The 20,922-nt window shown below is 64.6% G+C and carries 19 protein-coding genes; 12 read left to right on the plus strand and 7 right to left on the minus strand.

Annotated elements, in window-relative coordinates; translation table 11 throughout:
- Window positions 1-110: 110 nt before the first annotated feature.
- Entirely contained in the window at window positions 111-275 is a 165-nt protein-coding gene (locus BMZ97_RS31420; RefSeq protein ID WP_175525776.1) for a hypothetical protein, read from the plus strand.
- A 130-nt stretch (window positions 276-405) separates the two neighbouring features.
- Here BMZ97_RS31420 and BMZ97_RS27705 read toward each other — a convergent pair whose 3' ends face one another.
- Together BMZ97_RS27705 and BMZ97_RS27710 are read right to left on the minus strand one after the other, a co-directional pair.
- Complete coding sequence (locus BMZ97_RS27705; RefSeq protein ID WP_092177556.1) at window positions 406-1,383, minus strand: Bug family tripartite tricarboxylate transporter substrate binding protein; 978 nt, start codon at window positions 1,381-1,383, stop codon at window positions 406-408.
- Between the two features lie 152 nt (window positions 1,384-1,535).
- Window positions 1,536-2,678 (minus strand): mandelate racemase/muconate lactonizing enzyme family protein, encoded by a 1,143-nt coding sequence (locus BMZ97_RS27710; RefSeq protein ID WP_175525777.1) that lies wholly within the window; start codon window positions 2,676-2,678, stop codon window positions 1,536-1,538.
- Window positions 2,679-2,773: 95 nt separating this feature from the next.
- Between BMZ97_RS27710 and BMZ97_RS27715 the strand changes: the two genes are divergently transcribed.
- The gene (locus tag BMZ97_RS27715; protein WP_175525778.1) at window positions 2,774-3,739 is read left to right on the plus strand and encodes a LysR family transcriptional regulator; all 966 of its coding nucleotides are present in this window, start codon (window positions 2,774-2,776) and stop codon (window positions 3,737-3,739) included.
- Window positions 3,740-3,928: 189 nt separating this feature from the next.
- Here BMZ97_RS27715 and BMZ97_RS27720 read toward each other — a convergent pair whose 3' ends face one another.
- Window positions 3,929-7,138, minus strand: a complete 3,210-nt coding sequence (locus tag BMZ97_RS27720) for an efflux RND transporter permease subunit (RefSeq protein ID WP_092177562.1) — start codon at window positions 7,136-7,138, stop codon at window positions 3,929-3,931.
- Window positions 7,138-8,205 (minus strand): efflux RND transporter periplasmic adaptor subunit, encoded by a 1,068-nt coding sequence (locus BMZ97_RS27725; protein ID WP_092177564.1) that lies wholly within the window; start codon window positions 8,203-8,205, stop codon window positions 7,138-7,140. The genes BMZ97_RS27720 and BMZ97_RS27725 overlap by 1 nt, the downstream gene beginning before the upstream one ends.
- Window positions 8,206-8,448: 243 nt before the next feature.
- Here BMZ97_RS27725 and BMZ97_RS27730 point away from each other — a divergent pair, with 243 nt between their 5' ends.
- The 5 genes from BMZ97_RS27730 to BMZ97_RS27750 all read left to right on the plus strand — a co-directional run bounded on the left by BMZ97_RS27730 (window position 8,449) and on the right by BMZ97_RS27750 (window position 15,238).
- Window positions 8,449-9,135, plus strand: coding sequence for a response regulator (locus tag BMZ97_RS27730; RefSeq protein WP_092177567.1), 687 nt, complete (start codon window positions 8,449-8,451; stop codon window positions 9,133-9,135).
- A 2-nt stretch (window positions 9,136-9,137) separates the two neighbouring features.
- Window positions 9,138-10,427: a HAMP domain-containing sensor histidine kinase gene (locus tag BMZ97_RS27735; RefSeq protein ID WP_092177569.1), complete on the plus strand. Its 1,290-nt coding sequence runs from the start codon at window positions 9,138-9,140 to the stop codon at window positions 10,425-10,427.
- 405 nt (window positions 10,428-10,832) lie between these two features.
- Entirely contained in the window at window positions 10,833-12,176 is a 1,344-nt protein-coding gene (locus BMZ97_RS27740; protein ID WP_175525779.1) for a sensor histidine kinase, read from the plus strand.
- Between the two features lie 85 nt (window positions 12,177-12,261).
- Window positions 12,262-13,437: a patatin-like phospholipase family protein gene (locus BMZ97_RS27745; protein ID WP_244546633.1), complete on the plus strand. Its 1,176-nt coding sequence runs from the start codon at window positions 12,262-12,264 to the stop codon at window positions 13,435-13,437.
- A 481-nt stretch (window positions 13,438-13,918) separates the two neighbouring features.
- Window positions 13,919-15,238, plus strand: a complete 1,320-nt coding sequence (locus tag BMZ97_RS27750; RefSeq protein ID WP_244546634.1) for a type II and III secretion system protein family protein — start codon at window positions 13,919-13,921, stop codon at window positions 15,236-15,238.
- A gap of 162 nt (window positions 15,239-15,400) precedes the next feature.
- Here the strand turns inward: BMZ97_RS27750 and BMZ97_RS27755 are convergent, their stop codons facing one another.
- From BMZ97_RS27755 to BMZ97_RS27765, 3 genes are all read right to left on the minus strand, one after another.
- Window positions 15,401-15,940 (minus strand): hypothetical protein, encoded by a 540-nt coding sequence (locus BMZ97_RS27755; protein WP_092177573.1) that lies wholly within the window; start codon window positions 15,938-15,940, stop codon window positions 15,401-15,403.
- Window positions 15,937-16,785, minus strand: a complete 849-nt coding sequence (locus BMZ97_RS27760) for a hypothetical protein (protein ID WP_092177575.1) — start codon at window positions 16,783-16,785, stop codon at window positions 15,937-15,939. Before BMZ97_RS27760 ends, BMZ97_RS27755 begins: the two co-directional genes overlap by 4 nt.
- Window positions 16,786-16,867: 82 nt before the next feature.
- Window positions 16,868-17,080 carry a hypothetical protein gene (locus tag BMZ97_RS27765; protein WP_092177577.1) on the minus strand — a complete coding sequence of 71 codons (213 nt, stop codon included), beginning with the start codon at window positions 17,078-17,080 and terminating at the stop codon, window positions 16,868-16,870.
- Between the two features lie 362 nt (window positions 17,081-17,442).
- On the opposite strand from BMZ97_RS27765, the gene BMZ97_RS27770 reads away from it, so the two are divergent.
- From BMZ97_RS27770 to BMZ97_RS27795, 5 genes are all read left to right on the plus strand, one after another.
- Window positions 17,443-18,183 (plus strand): S24 family peptidase, encoded by a 741-nt coding sequence (locus BMZ97_RS27770; RefSeq protein ID WP_092177579.1) that lies wholly within the window; start codon window positions 17,443-17,445, stop codon window positions 18,181-18,183.
- Between the two features lie 168 nt (window positions 18,184-18,351).
- Window positions 18,352-18,810, plus strand: coding sequence for an excisionase family DNA-binding protein (locus tag BMZ97_RS27775; protein ID WP_092177581.1), 459 nt, complete (start codon window positions 18,352-18,354; stop codon window positions 18,808-18,810).
- Between the two features lie 3 nt (window positions 18,811-18,813).
- Window positions 18,814-19,404, plus strand: a complete 591-nt coding sequence (locus tag BMZ97_RS27780) for a PIN domain-containing protein (RefSeq protein ID WP_092177583.1) — start codon at window positions 18,814-18,816, stop codon at window positions 19,402-19,404.
- Window positions 19,405-19,871: 467 nt separating this feature from the next.
- Complete coding sequence (locus tag BMZ97_RS27790) at window positions 19,872-20,201, plus strand: hypothetical protein (protein ID WP_092177587.1); 330 nt, start codon at window positions 19,872-19,874, stop codon at window positions 20,199-20,201.
- A gap of 399 nt (window positions 20,202-20,600) precedes the next feature.
- Window positions 20,601-20,918 (plus strand): hypothetical protein, encoded by a 318-nt coding sequence (locus tag BMZ97_RS27795; RefSeq protein ID WP_092177591.1) that lies wholly within the window; start codon window positions 20,601-20,603, stop codon window positions 20,916-20,918.
- Window positions 20,919-20,922 lie beyond the last annotated feature (4 nt).

Raw genomic sequence — 20,922 nt, forward strand, 5'->3', positions numbered from 1 at the left:
CCAGGCCCGCCGCAGGCCTGACATCGTGCAGCCCAGGCCTTTGACGCGCCGCCGCTTGAGCCCGGCCGCCTTGGCCCTGCGGCGTCGAGCTCGCCCAGGCGCTGGCGCAGATGCGGAGCCGGATCGGCGTCGAGATCACGATCGATGCGATGCCCTTCGGCGTCTGTTCCTCGCCCAGGGCCAAGCGCCGGTTCTCCGCCTGCTACGCGACCTGCTCGCGCCCCGCAGCCCGGATGTCCACAGGGCAGGACAATGAGCGGGCGGGGCATGGCTGAGGACGAGCGTCGAACAGGGTCACCAGGTCGCCAGCGGCGAGATGATGATCGACGAGGTCCTCAGGCTCGTGGGCGACGCCGTCCTCGATCGCGATCCAGACAAGGCGACAGCGGTTTGGAAACCGGCGAGCTATTCGATGGAGATCCCGCTGGCCCTGACGACGCCGGCCCATTTCACGATCTCGCCTTCAATGAAATCGGAATAATCCTGCGGAGTGCCGCCACCGGAGAGGTAACCTCCGGCCGCGAAGCGCTGCTTCATCTTGCCGTCCTGGAGGAACTGGTTGGCAAGCTGGTTCAGCTTCGAGACGATCGCCGGAGGGGTCCTTGCCGGCGCCGACAGCCCGAACCAGCCTTGCGCCTCAAAACCTGGAAAGCCGCTTTCCGCTACGGTTTTGGCGTCCGGGTAGAGCGCGCTGCGATTTGCGCTGGTCACGGCAAGGACGCGGAGCTTGCCACTCTGAACATGGGCCAGCGGAATATCGACGTTGACGATACCGACAGGAACATGACCGCCTAATACGTCGGTGACCAAAGGCGCAGCGCCACGGTAAGGGACATGCCGGACTTTGATATTGGCGGCATTCTCCAGCATGGCCAGGGACAAGTGGCCGGAAGAGCCGGTGCCCGGGCTCGCGAAGGCAAGTCCTTCGCTGGCGGTCCTGGCCTGGCGGATCAACGCGTCGAAGCTGCCGATGTCGGAGGCGCTCGGCACGATGATCACGTTGGGCGTGGAAGCCAGCAGGCAGATATGTGCGAAATCCTTCGTGGAATCATAGGGCATCCGCGCATAGAGGGAGTGGTTCATGGCATTCTGGCCATTCCCCGAGACCAGGATCGTGTAGCCGTCAGCCGGAGCCTTCGCGACGGCGGCCGCCGCGATGTTGCCGTTGGCGCCAGGCCGGTTCTCGACAACGAAGTTCTGCTTGAGGGTTTCGCCATAACGTTCGGCGAAAAGACGGGCGACAACATCCGTGCTGCCGCCCGCTGGAAACGGCACGACGAAGGTGACCGGCCGCTCCGGCCATTCCGCCCCTCTCGCTGCGCTTGCGGCCCAGCAGGTCGCCGCGGTCAGGCCAAACGCCAAGCTGCGTCTCGTGATGTCCATGGTCGTCCTTCCCCTCGGATATTTTTATTGGCTTGCGCCTAGAGCATTTTCGAGCGAAGCAGACACCGGTTCGCGAGAATAAAATACGATAAAACAAAGAGTTAGATCATGATCAATGCGAAAAACCGGTGCCCACTTTTTCGCATCCTGCTCTAGCGGCAGATCCAGCTCTCGCGGCGCCAAGGCTCCAATCGCTCCGCGGTGAGATCGAGGCCCGTGCCGGGCCTGTCGGGAATGTCGAGCGTTCCATCGGCATTCGGCTTCACCGCGCCCTGGAGTGCGAGCAGCGGATTGGTCGAGACATCGACCTCGACATAGGGATAGGAGGCCGGGCCACCGCCCCGCCGGGCCGGCAGCAGGCCGGCGATCTGAAGCGCGGCCTGATGATTGACGATCGTGCCGAAGACATGCGGCATGATCGGCAGATCGAAGGCTGCCGCGAGTGCCGCTATTCGCAGGAAGCCGGTATAGCCGCCGCAGACGGTGAGGTCCGGCTGCAAGATCGACAGGGTGCCGGCGACCAGGAAATCGCGGAAGGCGGCTGCGCTCGCCAGCGCTTCGCCACCGGCAACGGCGGTGGTGACGGCCGCCGCCACGGCGGCATATCCTGGAATATCGTCCGGCTCGACCGGCTCCTCGATCCAGAGAAGGTCGGAGGCCTCCATCAGCCGCGCCGAGGCAATGGCGGCACGCGCGCTGTAGGCCTGGTTTATGTCGACCATCAGCGCGATCTCGGGACCGACCTGCCGGCGCAGCGATGCCAGCATCGCGCCGTCGGCGCGCGGGGAGACGCCAGCGCGCGGCTTCACCGCTCGATATCCCTGCGCCAGGCAGCGTTCCACCTCCGTCGCATAATGGGCGAAAGGATCGCGTGTTTCGACAATGAAGGGGCCGCTGCCATAGGCGAAGACCTGTTCACGCAGCGCGCCGCCGAGCATGGCGGCGACGCTGACGCCAAGGTCCTGAGCGGCCAGGTCGCATAGCGCCATATCGATCGCGGAAATCGCCATCATCGCCGGCCCGCGCCGGTCGTAGCCGAGATTGCCGGCCATCTGTTCCCAAAGCGCGCGATAACGCGCCGGCGATTGGCCCAGTACAAGCGGTGCATAGCGCATGCGGATCAGAGCGGCGGCTGCATCCGGCGAGGAAAACACTTCGCCCCAGCCGCTCTTGCCCGTGTCGGTGACGATCTCGAGCAGCAGGAAGTCTCGCCGGCGGATCATCGTTCGCGCATTGCCGATCGCAGGCGACGGCGCGAAGCCGACATGGTGTCCGCGGATCTCTGTGATTTTCATGGGTCGCTCGCAGCCTTTGATCGGCAGCGAGCTTGACGCGGTCAGATCATGTTCTCCAATACAAAGACCGACTGAGTTCATGTGATTGGATTATGATGTTCGATGCTCGTGAACTGGCCGTTCTGCGCATTGTCATCGAGAAGGGCAGCGTCACGGCGGCTGCCAGCGCCTTGAATGTCTCGCAGCCTGCGGTCAGCAGGACACTCCAGCAGATCGAGCAGCGGCTCGGCCTCGTACTCTTTCGCCGCCAGAAGCAGCGGCTTTTTCCGACACGGGAAGCCGAGATACTCTACGGCGACATCGTCCAGGCGGTCTCGTCCGTGGAGGCGGTGGGACGTCGTGCGCGCGATCTCAGGGAAGGTCGATCGGGCGCACTGCGCATCGCCTCGATCGCGGCCTTCGCGAATTCCATCCTGCCGCGCGCCATCGCGCGTTTCCAGCGGAAGAAGCCGGGTGTCGAGTTTGTCATCGACGTTCTGAGCGCGCGCGACGTTGCCCAGCGGGTCGCCACCTTCCGCAGCGAGATCGGATTGCTGATCGAGACCGCCGCGGTTTCGGGCATCACCATCGAGGATCTTTGTACCTCGCAGTTCGGGTGCGTGCTGCCCTGCGGGCATCCGCTGGCCGACAGGCCATCCCTCACCATCCAGGAGCTGACAGCCTGGCCTTTGGTTTGTCTCAACCGAGCGCTGCCCCTGGGCGCGCTGGCACACCGCCTGTTCGAGCAGAATGACATCTCACTGAGGCCGGTCGGAGAGGTCTCGCAGTCAAGTGTCGCCTGCGCGCTGGTCGAGGCCGGCGCGGGCATAGCCCTGCTCGACAAGCTGAGCATACTCGCCAGCCGAGCCCCGGGCGGGATCGTCTTCGTGCCATTGCATCCGGCCGAGACGATTGTCGGGCGGCTCGTCCTACCAGCGGGACCGGTCCAGACCACAGGCTCGTGCGAATTCTGCGCCGAACTGCGAGAGCTCGTGCGCGAGATCGCGGCAGCCGATCCTGGATTCGGCGTCCCATCGCAGGGGTCGGCAACGGCATTGCCGCTTGCTCTCAATCCGTCCTGACGTTCGTTCGGACCGGTTGAGAGGACCAAGCCATGAAGCGCCGCCGCGTCTCTGCTGAGCAGATCATCACGATCTTGCGGCAACAGGGCTCCGGGATCCGGGTCGCTGATCTGTGCGGCAGGCAGGGGGTGAGCCACGCCGGCATCGACAAGCGGAAGGCGAGTTCGGCGGGCGTGTCGGAGACGCCCGTCAGACCTTGGCCTCGTCGTCGCAGAGGCGTTCACGCATACGCTCTGCCGGGAGGTCGCCGCCCCTGGCCACGCCCCTGCCTTGCAGGCCGGGTTCAAAGGCGTCTGCCTCTCGCGTGACGGAGGCCCGTGCCTGCGGGTGCGTGGTCTCGCGGCGTGGCCCGGTTCCAAGCACGAGCCGCTTGAGCGCCTGGAGCAGATCGTCGACGAAGGTGAAGATAACCGGAATGACGAGAAGGCTGAGGACGGTCGAGGTGACCACGCCGCCAATGACCACGATGGCCATCGGCTGGCGGAAGCTGGAATCGCCGCCCGTCAGGCTGAAGGCGACCGGCAGCATTCCCGCCCCCATGGCGATGGTGGTCATGACGATGGGGCGCGCGCGCTTGTGGCAGGCATCGATGAGGGCCTCGAACCTGGCCATGCCCTGAGCGCGCGACATGATGGCGTATTCGATCAGGAGGATCGAATTCTTCGTCACCACGCCCATGAGCATGAGCAGCCCGATGACGACCGACATCGAGAAGCTGGTTCCGGTCGCCACCAGCGGCAGCAATGCGCCTCCCAGCGAAAGCGGCAGAGCCATCAGCAGGGTGAGCGGCTGCAGGAAATCATGGAAGAGCAGGACGAGGACCGCATAGATGCAGAACACGCCGATCGCCATGGCCAGGCTGAAGCTCTGGAACAGCTCCGAGCTGCGCTGAAGCTCGCCCTGCTCGACGAGGGTGACCCCCGCCGGCAATTGCCGCAGCGCCGGCAGCGCCTGCGCCTCGCCGTTGACATCCCCCAGAATGCGGCCGTTGAGCTCGATGGACAGGGTGACGTTGCGCATGCGGTCGATGCGGTCGATCTGGGACGGGCTGCCTCCGATCCGGATCTCGGCGATCGATCCGAGATCGACATTGCCATTGGCTCCCGCCACCCTGACATTCCTGAGTTCGTCGAGCTTCGTGCGTGTCTCGGAGGCGAGGCGCACGACGATGGGGATCTGCCGCTGCGGCAGGTTGAGCTTCGGCAGCGCGGCGGAATACTCGCCATTCGTCGCGACGCGCACGGCGTCGGCAATGGCGCTGGAGGTCACCCCGAGCGCGGCCGCCCGGGCGAAATCGGGGGAGATCTGAATCTCGGGAGCCTGTCTCGCCGCACTCGACGTCACCGCGCCGATGCCGCGCAGCATACGCAGTTGCTCCTCGAGCGCCGAGCCGGTTTCGTCCAGCGTGGCGGCGTCGTCGCTGGCGAGCGTGATGTCGAGCTTCGTGCCGTTGCCTCCGCCGCTGACCGCAATCCGCACGCCTGCGAGAGCGGAGAGGGCCAGGCGGATCTCGTTTTCGATCTGCGACTGCTTGCGGTCGCGCGCGTTGATGGCGCTCAGGCTGACGACGAGCGTGGCGGTCCCGACATTCTTGGTGGTGCTGGCCTCCGGACCGCCGCCCGCGGAGGCTGAACCGACGGTGGCGAAGACATGCGTCACGTCGCGCAACCCGGCGATGATGCCGGCGGCCTTCCTGGTGGTTGCATCCATCTGTTCGATGGTGGCGCCTGGCTGCAGGGTCAGCGTGACCTGCGTCCGCGCGTCGTCGGACGCAGGCAGAAAGCCCGATTTCAGGAAAGGAATGGTGGAGAGCGAGAGCGCGATGACGACGGCGGTTACGAGGACCGTCGTCTTCCTGTGGTTCAGGGCAGCCTTGGCGGTTGCCATGTAGAGACGCATGACGCGCCCATCTGTCTGCTCGACCGGCTGGGCTTTCATGAAATACGCCGCCATCATCGGCGTCAGCAGGCGCGCGACGACGAGCGAGACCAGGACGGCGACGGCCGCGGTGACGCCGAACTGACGGAAGATGAGCCCCGGTATGCCGCTCATGAACGCGGTCGGCAGGAACACCGCGACCAGCGTGAAGGTGGTGGCAATGACAGCCAGTCCAATCTCGTCAGCGGCTTCGAGCGCGGCGTCCATCGGCCGCTTGCCCATCTGGAGATGGCGGGCGATGTTCTCGATCTCGACAATGGCGTCGTCGACGAGGACCCCGACGACGAGCGACAGCGCCAGCAGGGTGACGATGTTGAGGCTGAAGCCGGCGAGATACATCACGAGGAAGGTCGGTATCACCGACAACGGCAGGGCCACCGCCGACAGGACCGTGGCGCGCCAGTCGCGCAGAAAGAACCAGACGACGATCACCGCGAGGATCGCGCCCTCGAGCAGCATCTGCATCGAGCCGTTGTAGTTCTCGACGATCGGCCCGACCGTGCTGTAGGCCTCTTCGATCTGCACATTGGGATGGGCGGCCGCGAAGCGCTCCATCGCCGTCCTGACACCGGCAACGACGCCGGTGTCCGAGAAGCCGTTCGAGCGCTTGATCTCGACCCCGATCACCGGCTGGCCATCGCGATAGGCCAGCGAGGCGCGATCCGCGAAACTGTCCGTGACGGTCGCCACGTCGTCGAGGCGTATCTGCTGGCCGTTGGCCAGGGGAATGCGGAGCCCCTTCAGGGCCTCGATCGAAACCACGGCGCCGAGCGTGCGCAGGGTCTGGCGGGTGCCGCCGATCTCGCCGAGCCCCCCCGAGGTGTCCGCCTGGACGGATTTCAACTGCGACGTGACCGTGGCCGCCGTGACCCCGAGCGAGGCCATCGTCGCGGGATCGAGATCGATATGGACCTCACGGTCGATCCCGCCCACGCGGCCGACCTGCCCCACCCCCGGCACCGACAGCAAGGCCTTGGCCAGGTCGTTGTCGACGAACCAGGACAGCTCGGTCTCGTTGAGCCGGGTCGAGCGCAGAGCATAAGTGACCAGGGCGGAGCTTTGAACGGTGACCTTGGTGACGCTCGGCGTCTCCAGCTGCGAGGGCAGATCGGCCTTGGCGCTGTCCACCGCATTGCGGACCTCGTTCAAGGCGTCGCTGCTGTCCTTCTCCAGCTTGAAGGAAACCTTGATCGAGACGGATCCGGCCGTGATCGTCGTCGTGATGTGGTCGAGGCGGCTCAGCGAGGCGAGCTTGTCCTCGATGATGCGGGCAACCTCCGTTTCCAGCTGCGCCGGCGCCGCGCCATCGAGCGCGGCGGCGATGTTGATGGTCGGCAGGTCCATATCCGGAAAATTCTGGACGGCGAGATGCTTGAAGGCGAGCAAGCCGCCAAAGGTGAGCATCACGAACAGCAAGATCGCCGGTACCGGCTTGCGAATCGACCATGCCGAGAAATTCATCATTCGGCTCCGACAATCCTGACGAGCGCGTTGTCGGACAGGAACGGGCCCCCCGATGTCACGACCCGTGACGACGGGTCCAGCCCGGACAGGATCTCGACTTCACCCTTGCTGCGGCGCCCCGTTTCCACCCGGACCCTGCGCGCCCGCCTGTCCTCACCGGCCGTGAAGACGTAATTGATCCCGTCGCGAAAGATGATCGCGGTCTCGGGAACCGTGAGGGCCGAGGTGGTCTGGAGCTCGATGCTGCCCGTGACGTAAAGGCCGATGCGCGGACGCAGCTCGGCGGGCAGCGCGACATAGACGATCGTTCGGCCGGTATTGGTGCTGACGGAAGGCCCCACGAGCCTGACCCGGCCTTGAATGGGGCCCTCATTGGCCCGATTGATCGTGACGCTCAACCCTTCCGAAATACGCGGAAGGTAGCGCGCCGAAACCTCCGCCTGCCATTCGACGCGCTGCTGGCGCACCAGACGGAACAGTTCGGTGCCGGTGGAGATGACCGCGCCGAGCTCCGCCGAGCGCGAGGTCACGAGGCCGTCATCGGCTGCCGTGATGACCGTCTGCTCGAGCTTGATCTTTTCGCTGTCGAGCGCCGCCTCCTCGGATTCGACGCCGGCTGCCGCGGTCTGCTCGTCGGCCATGTATTCGGCGATCTTCTCGTCGGACAGGGCACCGGACGAACGCAGCTTCCGGGCTCGGTCGGCATTTGCCTTGGCCTTTGCCAGGGTCGCCTGAGCCGTCTTGACGGCCGCCTCCTGCTTTCGCAGGCTCGCCAGCACGCTATCCTGGGACAGCCGGGCGAGGACTTGCCCCTTTTTCACGACCGATCCGACCTCGACCAGCACGTCGATGATGCGAAGGCCGCTGGTCTCGGAGGCGATGATCGCCTCCTGCCATGGCTTCAGCCAGCCGCTCGCCGGAACGGTCTCCGGCCAATCGCGGTGCGCCGGCATCGCCAGGGTGACGGTCAGGGCAGGCGCTTCGGGCTGGCCTGCCGCGGCAATGCGCAAGGACAGGAGAAGCGCCGCCCCGACAAGGGTGGCCACGAGCAGGTCGGCCGACATTCTCAACTCTTCGTTCCTCGCGGTTCCGGTCGCCGGCGCCCTCGCCTCGATCCATACCGGCGCGACGGAGGTTTCACTCGGCCGATCCTAGGAGGGCTCGGATCCCGTGGCCGACGCTGTCGTTTCCGCGAGTAGCCGAATGAATGTTAAACGCGGTCAAGTCCGTGTTAATTTAGGTAAAACTCGGTCGCGCGGCCGGATTTTTGCGGTATGGCTCGACGAAATGAACGATGGACTCGGTCAATGAGCAAAGTTCTTCTCGTCGACGACGATGTCGAGTTGACGATGCTTCTGCAGGAATACCTGGCTGAAGAAGGTTATGATGTCACAACGGACACGGACGGCCGGGCAGCCATTGCCGCGGCCGCCGGCAACGCGGTCGACATCATCGTGCTCGACATCATGATGCCCCGCATGAACGGGATCGAGGTTCTGCAGAGGATCAGAAAACTCAGCCAGATCCCGGTCTTGATGCTGACGGCGCGCGGCGACGACATCGATCGGATATCGGGCCTGAATCTCGGCGCCGACGACTATGTGGCCAAGCCCTGTTCACCGGGCGAGCTGGCGGCCAGGTTGCGGGCGATCCTGCGTCGCGCGGGCCAATCTGCGGGCGGCGCGTCAACCGACACGCTCAAGGCGGGGCTGCTCGTGATCCACCCGGGCAACAGAACGGTCGAATGGCGCGGGCAGCCTTTGGACCTCACCGGGACGGAGTTCAGCCTGCTCGAAGTGCTCGCCCGCAGCGCCGGCCAGCTCGTGCAAAAGCAGGAGATCTCGAAACGCGCCTTTGGCAAGCCGTTGACGCCGTTCGATCGTCGCATCGACGTCCATATCAGCAGTGTGCGCCAGAAGCTTGGGCTGAGAGAGGATGGGCAATCCTGGATCCAGTCCGTTCGCGGCCAGGGCTATCAACTGCTCGTGGATTGACCATGCCCCGGCTCTTCTGGAAATTTTTCACGATCATCTGGCTGACACTGGCGAGCTCCGTCGCGGCCATAATCCTGATCGTCTACCTGTTTCAGGCGGTCCCATTTTCCCGGGAGCTGGAGCTTCGGCAGCAGGAGTTCGCTATGAACCTGGCTGCCAGGGTGCTCGAGCGGAATGGCGAGGATGCCGCCCAGCGCTTCGCCCGGACAAGCGAGGACACGGCGCCACTGGGCCTGACGATTTCAAGGGCCACGGGCTCCGGGGCCTGCGCGGAGGAGCACAGCGCAGAGACACGCTTCATCCTGAAGGACGGCATTTGCTACCGCATCTCCGTGTCGGGCAAAGCCAATGTCGTTCTCGACTATCTTGCGCCGCTGATGCCGTGGATCGCCATATTCGTCTCGAGCACGATATCGGCGGCGGCGCTCGCCAGATACCTCATTCGCCCGGTCGTGCACCTTCGCGATGGCTTGAGCGCGCTCGCCCATGGCCGCTTCGATGTCCGCATCGGCGACAAAATGGCTGGCCGAAGAGACGAGGTCACTGCGCTCGCGCATGATTTCGATGCCAGCGCCGCGCGGCTGCAGGAACTTCAGGACGCGCAGCAGCGGCTCTTCCACGACGTGTCGCATGAATTGCGCTCGCCATTGTCGCGTCTGCAAGCCGCGGTGGGCGTCCTGCGGCAGAGTCCGACGAAGCTCGACGCCATGCTGGGCCGGATGGACCGGGAAGTCGAACGGCTGGACATGCTGGTGGGCGAAGTGCTGACCCTGGCGCGGCTGACCGGCAGATCGGACCTTCCCTTGAAGGTGCAGACGCTGGATGTCATCGACCTCCTGAACGACATCCTGAGCGATGCGGCGTTCGAGGCCCAGGCCCGGGGGGTCTCGATTACGGCGAATGTCGATGGCAGCTTCAACGCCGAAGTGGAGGGAGAATTGATCTACAGGGCGCTCGAGAACGTCGTCCGCAACGCGATCAAATACACGGCCGCGCATACGCACATAGCGGTGCTTTGCGAGACCACGACCGACCGCCTCAAGCTCTCGGTCACGGATCAGGGGCCGGGCGTCAGGCGAGACGAGCTCGAGCGAATCTTCCAGCCGTTCTCCCGTGGGGATGACGCGGAATCGAGCGATGGGTACGGTCTGGGCCTTGCCATCGCCAGGCAGGCCATCGAGCGCCATGGCGGACGCGTCTACGCATCGTTGCCCGACGCGGGCGGGCTCACCGTCACGCTCGAGCTTCCCCGCAAGCCGATGGCATACAGCCCGGCAGACGATCAAGCCTGATCCGGGTCGATCTCGAAGGCGCATGGCGTAGAGACCAACCTGGAGGCAGCGCCCGAGACGGCTTGGAAACGCCGCGAGCCCCATCCCGAGGAGCCGATCCGCAGGGAATGGTGTCCCGAAGGATGAGAGCTGGAATTTCCAGGCGAGCTCACACAGATGATCGGGTATTTTGACGAGCCATCGACCCGGAACCCGGGGTTTTACGTAACTTTACACAGCCTTTACTGCCATTAACGCTGGAATCGCTAAGCCGGGAACTCACAATCACGGTCAGAAGATTCGCCAGATGGCCTTTAGGTTCCAGCTCCCTGACATGTGCCGCCCGGAGCCGTTTCCGATCCAATTGGCCGGTGGGATGGTGGGGCTGCCGCCCAACTGGACCGATTCCGGCGCGGCGCGACCATGATGGACTCCAGGCAGGAGACAGCGACGCGTTGGCGGCATGTGCCGATCTCGGTCCTCGGGCAGTTGATCACGACAGCCATGATCGCGCTGCTCCTCGCTTTCGCGCTCCTGATCGCGGCCAATCGCTTCGGGGCGTTCGATCGCCTTTTGCAAAGCCCCACCCGCATCTTCGAGGGCCGGGTCGCTGCCCTCGTCGATGCGCTGACAAGCTCTGCTTTCGAAAGCCGAGCCAAGGCGCGGGCGCTTGCGGAACGGACCCTGCCCGGCACGATCCTGCTCGATCCGCAGGGGCCTCGCGGCGAGGAAAACACGATCGCTCAACTGAACCAGGCGCAGCAGAGCGGCGTAAGCTTCGCGCTCTCGACGCAAAGGAGCATCGAGGTTCCAGCCACGGCCGGAAACAACGGCTCCAGGCTTCTGGTCTCGCTGCCCGATGGCGGGCTCCTCTCGGTGCCTGTTCCGACTGAGGCGCTCTCATCGTCGTTCGGTCCGTTTCTCTGGCTCCTCTCCTCGCTCGTGATCGCATCGCTCGCAGCGGCGACCTGGGTCGTCACACAGATCCGAAATCCGCTGCGCCGGATCGCGAGCGCTTTCGCCAGCTTCGATGCGCGCCAGAACTGGGTCAGGCTGCCCGAAACGGGACCCTGCGAGATCCGCGACCTGACCGCGCAACTCAACGGGATGGCTGACAGGACCGCCGCCCTGATGCGCGAGCGCGCTGTCGTCATCGGCGCGATCAATCATGACCTGCGCCTGCCGGTCACGCGGTTGCGCCTGCTGGCGGAGGAAATCGAGGATGTCGAGCTGAGGCGACGCAATCTGGCGAACCTCAAATCGATGGACGTGATGCTTCACGCCTCATTGGACTATCTGAAGCATGGTCGCCCCCTCCCGAAGCTTTGCTCGGTCGATCTGGTGGCGCTGCTGCGGACGGTCAGCGACGAGTTCGCCGATATGGGCTTCGACGTTGCCTATGGCGGGCCGAACCACCTGAAACTTCATTGCGATCCTGACCTGATCGAACGCGCTTTGAACAACCTGGTGGACAACGCCACGCGTTACGCCCTGACAGTGCGCCTGAGCGCTGGCCTGGCGGCTGATGGCAAGGTGTCCATCAAGGTGGTCGATGACGGGCCCGGCTTATCCGACGCCGACAAGAAGCGTGCGCTTGCCCCGTTCGATACCGCGAAGGCGGCAGAGAAACATGGCGGCTCGCCGGTCGGTTTCGGGCTCGGCCTGGCCATCGTCAAGATGATCGCCGAGGTCCATGACGGCTGGCTCGATTTGTCCGACGCAAAGCCGTGCGGCCTGACTGCGACCATAACCGTGCCCTGCGAACGCTAACTGTCTTGGCGCTTCCCAACGCCGAGAGCTCGGCCCGAGACCTCGGCCCAAGATCCAGGTCCAAAATTCCGGCGACGGAGACGATATGATTGTTTTGCAGATGTCGAAGGCGCGGCCGCTCCAGCGCAGCGCGCTGGGCCTGGCGCTCCTCGCTCTGGCAGGCTGCGCCTCGGCGCCGCGCACCCCCTTCACCTTGCAGGAGCAGGCGATCGCCCAAGTGCCGGGCTTTCCCGCTGTCCGCGTCTGGGGCGACGGCACCATCGACGATTTCACCCGCCAGAGGCTGGGCCCGCCCCCTCGGAAGACAAGCTCCCTCAAATATCTGGCGCTATCGGGCGGCGGCTCCGGCGGCGCGTTCGGGGCCGGCGTACTGGCCGGGTGGACGGCCTCGGGAAAGCGCCCGCGTTTCGACCTGGTGAGCGGGGTCAGCACGGGGGCGTTGATCGCGCCCTTTGCCTTTCTGGGGCCCGGCTATGACGAGACCCTCATCCACATCTACACGAGCGGCATCACCAGCAAGCTCTACCAGATGAAGTGGTTGCCGTCGGGCTTGTTGGGCTCGGGCCTGCTGGAGGCCGGGCCATTGCGCCAGATGGTCGAGCAATACGCCACGCGCGAACTGCTCGCGGCTGTCGCCGCCGAGCACAAAAAAGGCCGCCGGCTGATCGTGATCACCACAAACATGGACGCACAAAGGCCCGTCGTCTGGGACATGGGGCGTATCGCCAGCAGCGGGCAGCCCGGCGCGCTGAAGCTGTTCCAGGACGTGCTGGTCGCGTCAGCGAGCATTCCCGCAGCCTTCCCGCCGGTTCTGCTCGATGTCCAGGCAGGCTCCGGGAGCTTCCAGGAGCTGCATTCGGACGGCGCGACGGCGAACCAGGTCTTTACGATCCCCGACAGCGTACTCCTCTCGGCCAGTCCAGGCCGATTGCCTGGACCGGGCAAGGCCGACCTCTACGTGATCATCAACAACGCGCTGATCCCGGAGTTCGACGTTGTCTCGAACTCCACATTTTCCGTAGGCAGTCGCGCCCTGTCGACCATGATCAAAGCGCAGACGCGAAGCTCCATCAACGCGACCTATGTCTTCGCCAAGCGCGCGGGCATCCGTTTTCACCTCGCATCGATCGACAAGGCGATTCCCTATAATCCCGCCGACGCCTTCAACCAGGATTACATGCAGACGATCTTCAAGCTCGGCTATGAGGAGAGCCTGTCCGGGACGCTTTGGAAAAGCACTCCGCCCTTTGGCGGGTCGTGACACAACGATTTCACGCGGCGCTTCACACGACGAACAGAGAGATGATTGATTTCATCCGTCTATTTCGAGATCTCATCTCGAATTTCCGAAAGCATATTTGTATTTTAATACTAATACTGCGCGATCAGCAACAATACATTACATTGTGGAAAAACATCAATACAAAGAATTAATGGAATATTATCCATACTAATGGCATCACCGCCGAAGATTGATATGCCATACAATGGAGCTGCAGATGCCTAAGCTCGAATCTCCATGGCACCGCGACTTGACCACCGATCGCGCGATCGAAGGACGCCACGCCTTGCTGCGGCGCCTGCGTGCGCGCGGAGCCGGTCGGAAGCGCGCATGGCCAAGACAATGGCTGCGCGCGGCGCTCGTCGGATTGGCCGCGGCTCTTGTCGGATTGGCCGGGGCGCCTGCATCCGCCCAGACGACGGTCCCCTCGCCGGTCATCACAGTGGGCGGGAGCGAGAATATGGTCTCTCGCAAGGTGCCCTTGTCCGTCGGCCGATCGATCATCGTCGAGCTGCCGCGCGATGCAAGGGAGGTCTTCGTCGCCGATCCCAAAGTGGCCAATGCAGTGGTTCGGTCAGCGCGCCGGATCTTCGTGATCGGCATCAGTGCCGGCGCGACGTCGATCTTTGCGATCGACGCCGATGGCAAGCAGATTTCCGGGCTGGAGATCGAAGTGGGGCGTGATCTCGACGAGCTGCGCCAGACCTTGCGGACCGTCCTGCCAAAGGCACGTATCGAGGTGAAGGCCGCCGGAGGGTCGATCCTGCTGGTCGGCGAGGTTGCAAACGTGTCCGAGGCCACGCAAGCGGCCGACATTGCCACAATCTTCCTGGGCGGCTCCGCGGCCGACAAGTCGAAGGGCGCGGTGATCAACTCATTGTCGATCCGCGATCGCGATCAGGTGATGGTGCGTGTCGTCGTCGCCGAGGTCTCGCGCAAGGCGATCAAGCAGCTGGGGATCAATCTCAGCGGCCAATGGAAGATCGGGAATGTCTCCGTCTCGCCCACCATCGACAACCCGTTTTCGCAACTGCCACAGCAGCTGTCGAGCACATCCATTTCGGCCGGCATCGGCAATTCGACGAATGTGACCATGCGCGCGCTCGAACGCGCCGGCCTGTCGCGGGTCCTCGCCGAGCCCACGGTGACGGCGATCTCGGGCGAAAGCGCGAAATTCACCGCCGGCGGCGAGGTCCCTATCCCGACCGGTTATACCTGCGACAACGGCAAGTGCACGCTGGGCGTGAGCTACAAGCCGATCGGCGTCGCGCTCAATTTCACGCCGATCGTCCTGTCCGGCAACAAGATCAGCATGCGGATCGCCACGGAGGTCACCGAACTCGACTACGAGAACCAGCTCCGTCTCAGCAATACGAGCAGCTCGGACAGCGAATCCGTCAATGCGCCGGCTTTCCGCGTGCGCAAGTCAGACACCACCGTCGAACTGCCATCGGGAGGCACGATCGCAACGGCAGGCCTGCTCCAGCGCGTCACCAAACAGACCATCAACGGATTTCCCGGCCTGATGAACGTACCGATCATCGGGGCGCTGTTCCGTTCCCGCGACTATCAGCGCGAGGAGACCGAGCTGATGATCACAGCCACGCCCTATATCGCCAGGGCGATGGACCCGGACCAGGTGCAGCGGCCCGATGATGGTTTTGTCGAAGCCCACGACGCCCAGGCCATATTGCTGGGACGATTGAACAAGCTCTACGGGGGGACAGGCACGCCGCCGCCACAGAGCTATAAAGGCCGGGTCGGTTTCATCCGCGATTGAGGCCTTCATTTCCGACGGCGTCCTGGCCGCAAGGCTCGGGACGCGCACGATGGCGACGGCCTTCGCCACGCCATTTGCGTTGGCGGCGCTCTCGGCTCTGGCAGCCATCATGGCCACACTGGTTTCGCTGCCAGCCAGGCCTCCCGAAAGCCGACCTGCCCCTCACCGATACGGATGGGCATTGCGGGGGACCAGCCCGAGGTACTCGGCGAGGATGAGCAGCGCGGCCGTGACGCGAAAGCCGATCGCGCCGGGAATGCTCTCATGGTCGAGGGCGACGCGGTCGAGCGCCTGGAGCGTCGCCTCCCCTGCCCCGTCGATGACGGCCTTGCGCATGGCGTTGAGGCGCGACTGGAGGCGCAGGATCACTTCGTCCGACAATTCCCGCCCCGAGCCCACGCCGACGACGATGAGGCCGACCGGCACGCCCTTGGCCGCCCGCCAACGCCGCGTCGTCTCGGCATATTCCTCGCCCGCGTCGTAAAGCTCGCGGCGCAGGCGACAATCGAGCACATGCCGGCCGAGCGGCGAGGCGCAGAGCTGGTCGTGATTGCCCTTGCGATGCGGCTGGGCGAGCACCGTTGCCCGCTCGCCCTGCTCGCGCTTGAGGCGCGCCGCCTGCCGCTCAGTGGCGCTCGGGCGCTGCGGGCGCCCATTGGGTTCGCGCAAGACCATTGCGCGCTTCTTGCCGGGCCTGCTCATGCTGCCTTGTCCTTCTTTTCCGGGGCCGGGAAATACCAGCCCTCGGCCTTGGTCCTGGGGTCCTGCGTCGTCATTCCCGGCTTGTGGCCGGCGGCCACGCGCTCACGCCATTCCGCCGTGCCCTTGACGACGAACACCTTCGGCGGCCCCTGGCTCGCTGGCGCCGGGGCGCGTTTCAGCAGCGCCTCGCGGATGATCGGGCCATAGAACTTCCACGAGCTGACCCTGCCGCCGGAGGCTGGGCGGGCCCGGATGACCGGCAGGATGTCGCGCTCGAGGTCGGCCTGGCGATGCAGCAATTCGGCGATCGGCGCGAAGGATCCGAGCCTCTCTGAGCCCGCAGCCTCAGCACAGCGCCGTTCCGCTTCGATCAGATCCAGATCAGGCGCGCGCGGCGCAGACGATGCCGCGCCAGCGGAATCGTCTTGTGAATCTGCCTCTGCCTCTGACTCTGAGGGCGTCGCGCAACGTTGCTGCAACGCGGCCTCGCCGTTGCGCTTCGCCTGGCCGAGCTTGGCTTCACGGTGCCTGCGCGAGCGCTCCGTGCTCTTGTCGCTCTCATATTGGCGGGTTTTCCAGGCGCTCACGGCATCACCCGTGATCATGCCGATCTCGGCCATCGCGGCGAAGGTCGCCGCGATCGTGCCGGCCGGCTCGCACAGCGCCGCCGCGACGCGGCGCGGCGTCGTCTCGAAGCGCCCGCCAGCATCGGTCTCGGCGGCGCTTTCAAGCAGCGCATGCCAGACCGCGATGGCGACAGAGCGCGAGCAGGCCGCGATGACCGCGACCTCGGCCAGCTTGTCGTCCTTCACCGTGCCGGCATAGGCGCGATACCAACGGCTCATCGGAGGGCCTCGCTTGTGCGGCGGCCGTCATTCCGGGGCATGGCGCAGGCCTGCCCCGAGATGACGGGAGGGACTAACGACTTCATGGCGCGTTCCGATCACGAGCTGCGTCCCGGTTGCGGAGATGGGCGAGCGAGCGGATGATCAGCCGCTCGGACAGGACAGGCGCCTTGTCGAGCTCGGCTTCCGCGGCCTCGATCAGCTCTTGCTCGCGCAGTTCTTGCTCGCGCCTGAGCTGGGCCTGGCGGTAGAGCCGGGTCGAGGCCTCCTTGAAGGAGATGATGCTGGCCGTCATGGCCTGGTCCTCATTGCCCAAGCCGCGCCAGGCACTCCCGCCAATGCGATCCCGTGCGGCACGATCCCGCGCTTGCGGGAGCCGGTCTGGACATGTCCGGAAAGCGCGGGGCGGCCGTCACGGGCCGCCCCGCCAGTTGCGCGCCGGCAGAAAAAGCGCAGGGAGGAGCGGCGCGGGGGGAAAACCTCGGATGCGTTGGCCTTCATGGGGGCCATCGCTTTGCATCGGGGCGCTGAAGCGCCGCGCGACACGCGCCGTCCGGACGGCGGATTGGGAAAGGGGTTCGTCATAACTTCGTACGATACATATCGTATCGTATCAGTCAAGATGAAACGTATCGTGAAGCGTGCGATACATGAGCGATGGACACACCCGCCGATCGCCTGCGAAACGCCCGGGAGCTGAGAGGCTTCCCCACCCCGACGGAGGCCGCCCAGGCTTTCGGCTGGAACGAGGTCACCTATCGGGCCCATGAGAATGGCGGGCGCGGCATCAAGCAGCCCGTGGCGGAGAAATATGCCAGCGCCTTCCGCGTCAAGGCGGGCTGGATCCTGTTCGGCGATGGCGAGGCGCCCAGCAGCGGCGACGGCCCTGTCGCCGCGCCAAGGCCCATGGCGTCGCCGCGCGGCTATCTGGCCGAGCCCAATGCGGTCTTCGAGGGCCAGGCGGCGCTGCCGAAAACCCATGGACCCAGCGACATCCAGGAACTCGGCATCACGGTCGGCGGCTTTGCCAGCGATGACGACGCCTTCGAGATGAACGGCCAGGTGATCGACATGGTCAAGCGGCCGATCGGCATCCTGGATCGGAAGGACGTCTTCGCGCTGCGCGTCTCCAATGACAGCATGGCGCCGAAATATGAGGATGGCGAGCGCGTCTATGTCGAGAAGCGCAAGCCCGCGATCCGCGATTATGTCGTCATCGAATTGAAGCCGGCCGAGGACGGCCGCCCGGGCAAATCCTTCATCAAGCGCCTGGTCTCGATGAATTCCGGCAGGGTCACTGTCGAGCAGTTCAACCCCGCCGGCCGGCTCGAATTCGATGCCAACGCGATCAAGCAGATCCTGCGCGTGATCCCGGAGCGAGAGCTTCGGGGCGAGTGAGGGAGCAGGGTCTCGGCGTTATTGGCTGCGTCGAGGGGCTATGGGGCTGAGCCTGTGATGGCCCTCAATCGCCTTGGCGCAAAGGGAACCAGCCGCGTCACGGCTCGTTTACTCATTGCGTTTATTTCGAATATCGCATAGTAATTCAGGGTCGCCCGGAGCATCCTGATGACCATCCCAGCCTCTGCCGAGAAGATCGGCGGACGCTTGCCGTCCGCCAGTGAAAAAGCCGCCGCGAACCAGCTTCGCAAGGTGCTCGCGTCTCATGCCGCGGGCGATGCGAAACTGCGCGTGCTGGCCAAGGATGATCGCAAGCCATCCGAAGTGACGCTGACGCCCGGCCTGTCCGCCCTGCTGATGGAACTGCTCAGATATATCGGCAAGGGCGACGCCGTCACGCTTGTCCCCGTCAGCCAGATGCTGACGACACAGCAGGCCGCCGACATCCTCAATGTGTCGCGCCCGCATTTGATCTCCCTGCTGGAGAAGGGGGCGATCAAGTTCGAGCTCGTCGGCCGGCATCGGCGCATCAGCGCCAATGACCTCTTCGCCTACCGGCATGCACGTGACGAGAAGCGCAGCCGTGCTCTGCGCGATCTAGCGGAGATGGACGCGGATCTGATCTGATCTATGTTCGCAAACCGCTTCACCGCCTTCGTCGATGCATGCACGCTCGCCGGCGCGTTGAAGCGGAACCTCCTGCTCACGCTCGCGGAAGCGGATTTCTTCCGCATCCGTTGGTCACGCCCCGTCCTTGACGAGACGCAACGCGCCATCGGCGGGATCTTGAAGAAAAAGGGCGTCAGCGACGCTGAAGACAGGGCGGCACGCGCAATCCACTACATGGTCGAAGCTTTCGAAGATGCGGAGGTTTCCGATTTCGAGCCGCTGCTGTCCGTCTGCCAGAATCTTCCCGATCCTGGCGACGCCCATGTGATCGCCGCCGCGCTCAAGACGCAGGCCGCGGTCATCGTCACCGACAACATGAAGCATTTTCCTCCCGCGCTCCTGGCGTCCCTCAATCTCGAGGCACGCAGCGCCGACGCATTCATCACCGACACGATCGCGCTGGACCCCGGGCGCGCGGTCGCCGCGATCCGCACGATGCGCCGCCGCCTGAAACGACCGGAGAAGACGGCCGAAATGCTCCTGCTGGATATGGAGGCCTGCGGGCTCACGGAGACGGTCGACATGCTGCGACAGCACATCGATTCCCTGTAGCAAGGGATCAACAGGCGCTCGGCAGGCCGCCCTCACCGGCGGACTTTGCCCTACCCCCACCGGAACGCTGGGATAAGAGCGACGTTCTTGCCTATTCCGCCGCCCGCCCGGCAGACCGAGCAGGTCAATTTCGGCCTGAGCTCATCAGCGCAGTGAATGCCGCGATCGACGAAGCGGGCCAGTACTTGGGGCGTCATGCGCTTCTCGTTGCCGCAATCGTCGCAGCGGATATAGAGCGCGGCAAAATCGGCCAGGCCGGGCTTATCTCGCGACATCCCCCGGCAAACACTGCTCATGGCCGACCCTCTTTTGTTCCCTTAATGTTCCCATTTAAGCCAGCCCAGCAACCTGAAGTCGAGTCGTAAATCGGCTGTCCCCTCAAAATAAATCGCAGCGGCGACGATACGATACGTATTGACTTAGATCGATACATTTTGCATCATTCCTGCATCGCAGGAGAGACCCGGATGAGCGCCAGCGCCGCGACATTCCCGTTCGAGGATTGCGATTTCGATCACGGCGATGTCTGCATCGGCGGCGTCGACCTGATCGAGATCGAGACGCAGGATGGCGTCGACTTCACCGTCATCGACATCATCGCCAGCAAGCGCAGCCAGACCATGCCCTGGCTGGTCATGGGCGTGACCGAGTGGGTTGCCGGCGATCTCGCCCGCCCCCGGGGCCAATCCCGCATCCGCAAGGCCTATCAGAGCCACATCGCGGAGCGCGAGGATTGCAGCGCCGCAGACGCCGCCGATTTTGCCCATGACATGCGGCTGAACGCGGCGGCCGCGTGAAACGCCGTCAACGGCCGGCCTGTGTTAAAAGCTTGAACGTCAAGGAAAGACGCGCCGTCATCCCGGACAAGCCGCGTCAGCGGCGCCGATCCGGGATCCATTCCGGAGCGCTTGCGAGTGAGGTTCCGGAATGGATCCCGGGTCTCCTTGCAGTCGCCCGGGATGACGGCGCGTTTCCCGAAATTCCAACCTACTGACAGCCTTGAGGAGCCATTCCAAGGCTGCACCCTGATGCGCACGCCCTTCACACGGGAGTGGTCACGGGTTCGATCCCTGTGTCATCCACCCCACCTCACCATACGGAACATCACCCGTCAGGCTGTGTTCATATCTTCGCGTGCAGATTACGCCTTTGTTCGGCCTCATGGCCGGTCACGGCAATCCGGAAGGGAGTTCGCCATGTCGAGGATTTTTGCGTTGGTCGCCTTGGCGGGGCTGGCCGCCCTGTCGGGAACTGCCGCCAAGGCGCAGTATTACGACCCCTATGGCCGCCCGCCCCCGCCGCGCTACGACTACGACCGCCCGCCGCCACCGCGCGACTGGGAATATGAGCGTCGGCGGCCGCGCTATGAGGATGATCGCGGCTATCGCCCGCGTCGCTTCGGCGAGATGTGCGTGACCTCGCGCGGCAGCTGCGAGACCCGCCCCGCCCCGGTCGGCGCGGGCTGCGGCTGCTATATCGACGGCTTCGGCTCGAAGCGCGGCATCATCCAGTAGCTTT

Source organism: Allobosea sp. OK403 (assembly GCF_900113835.1).
In the GTDB taxonomy this organism is placed as follows: domain Bacteria; phylum Pseudomonadota; class Alphaproteobacteria; order Rhizobiales; family Beijerinckiaceae; genus Allobosea.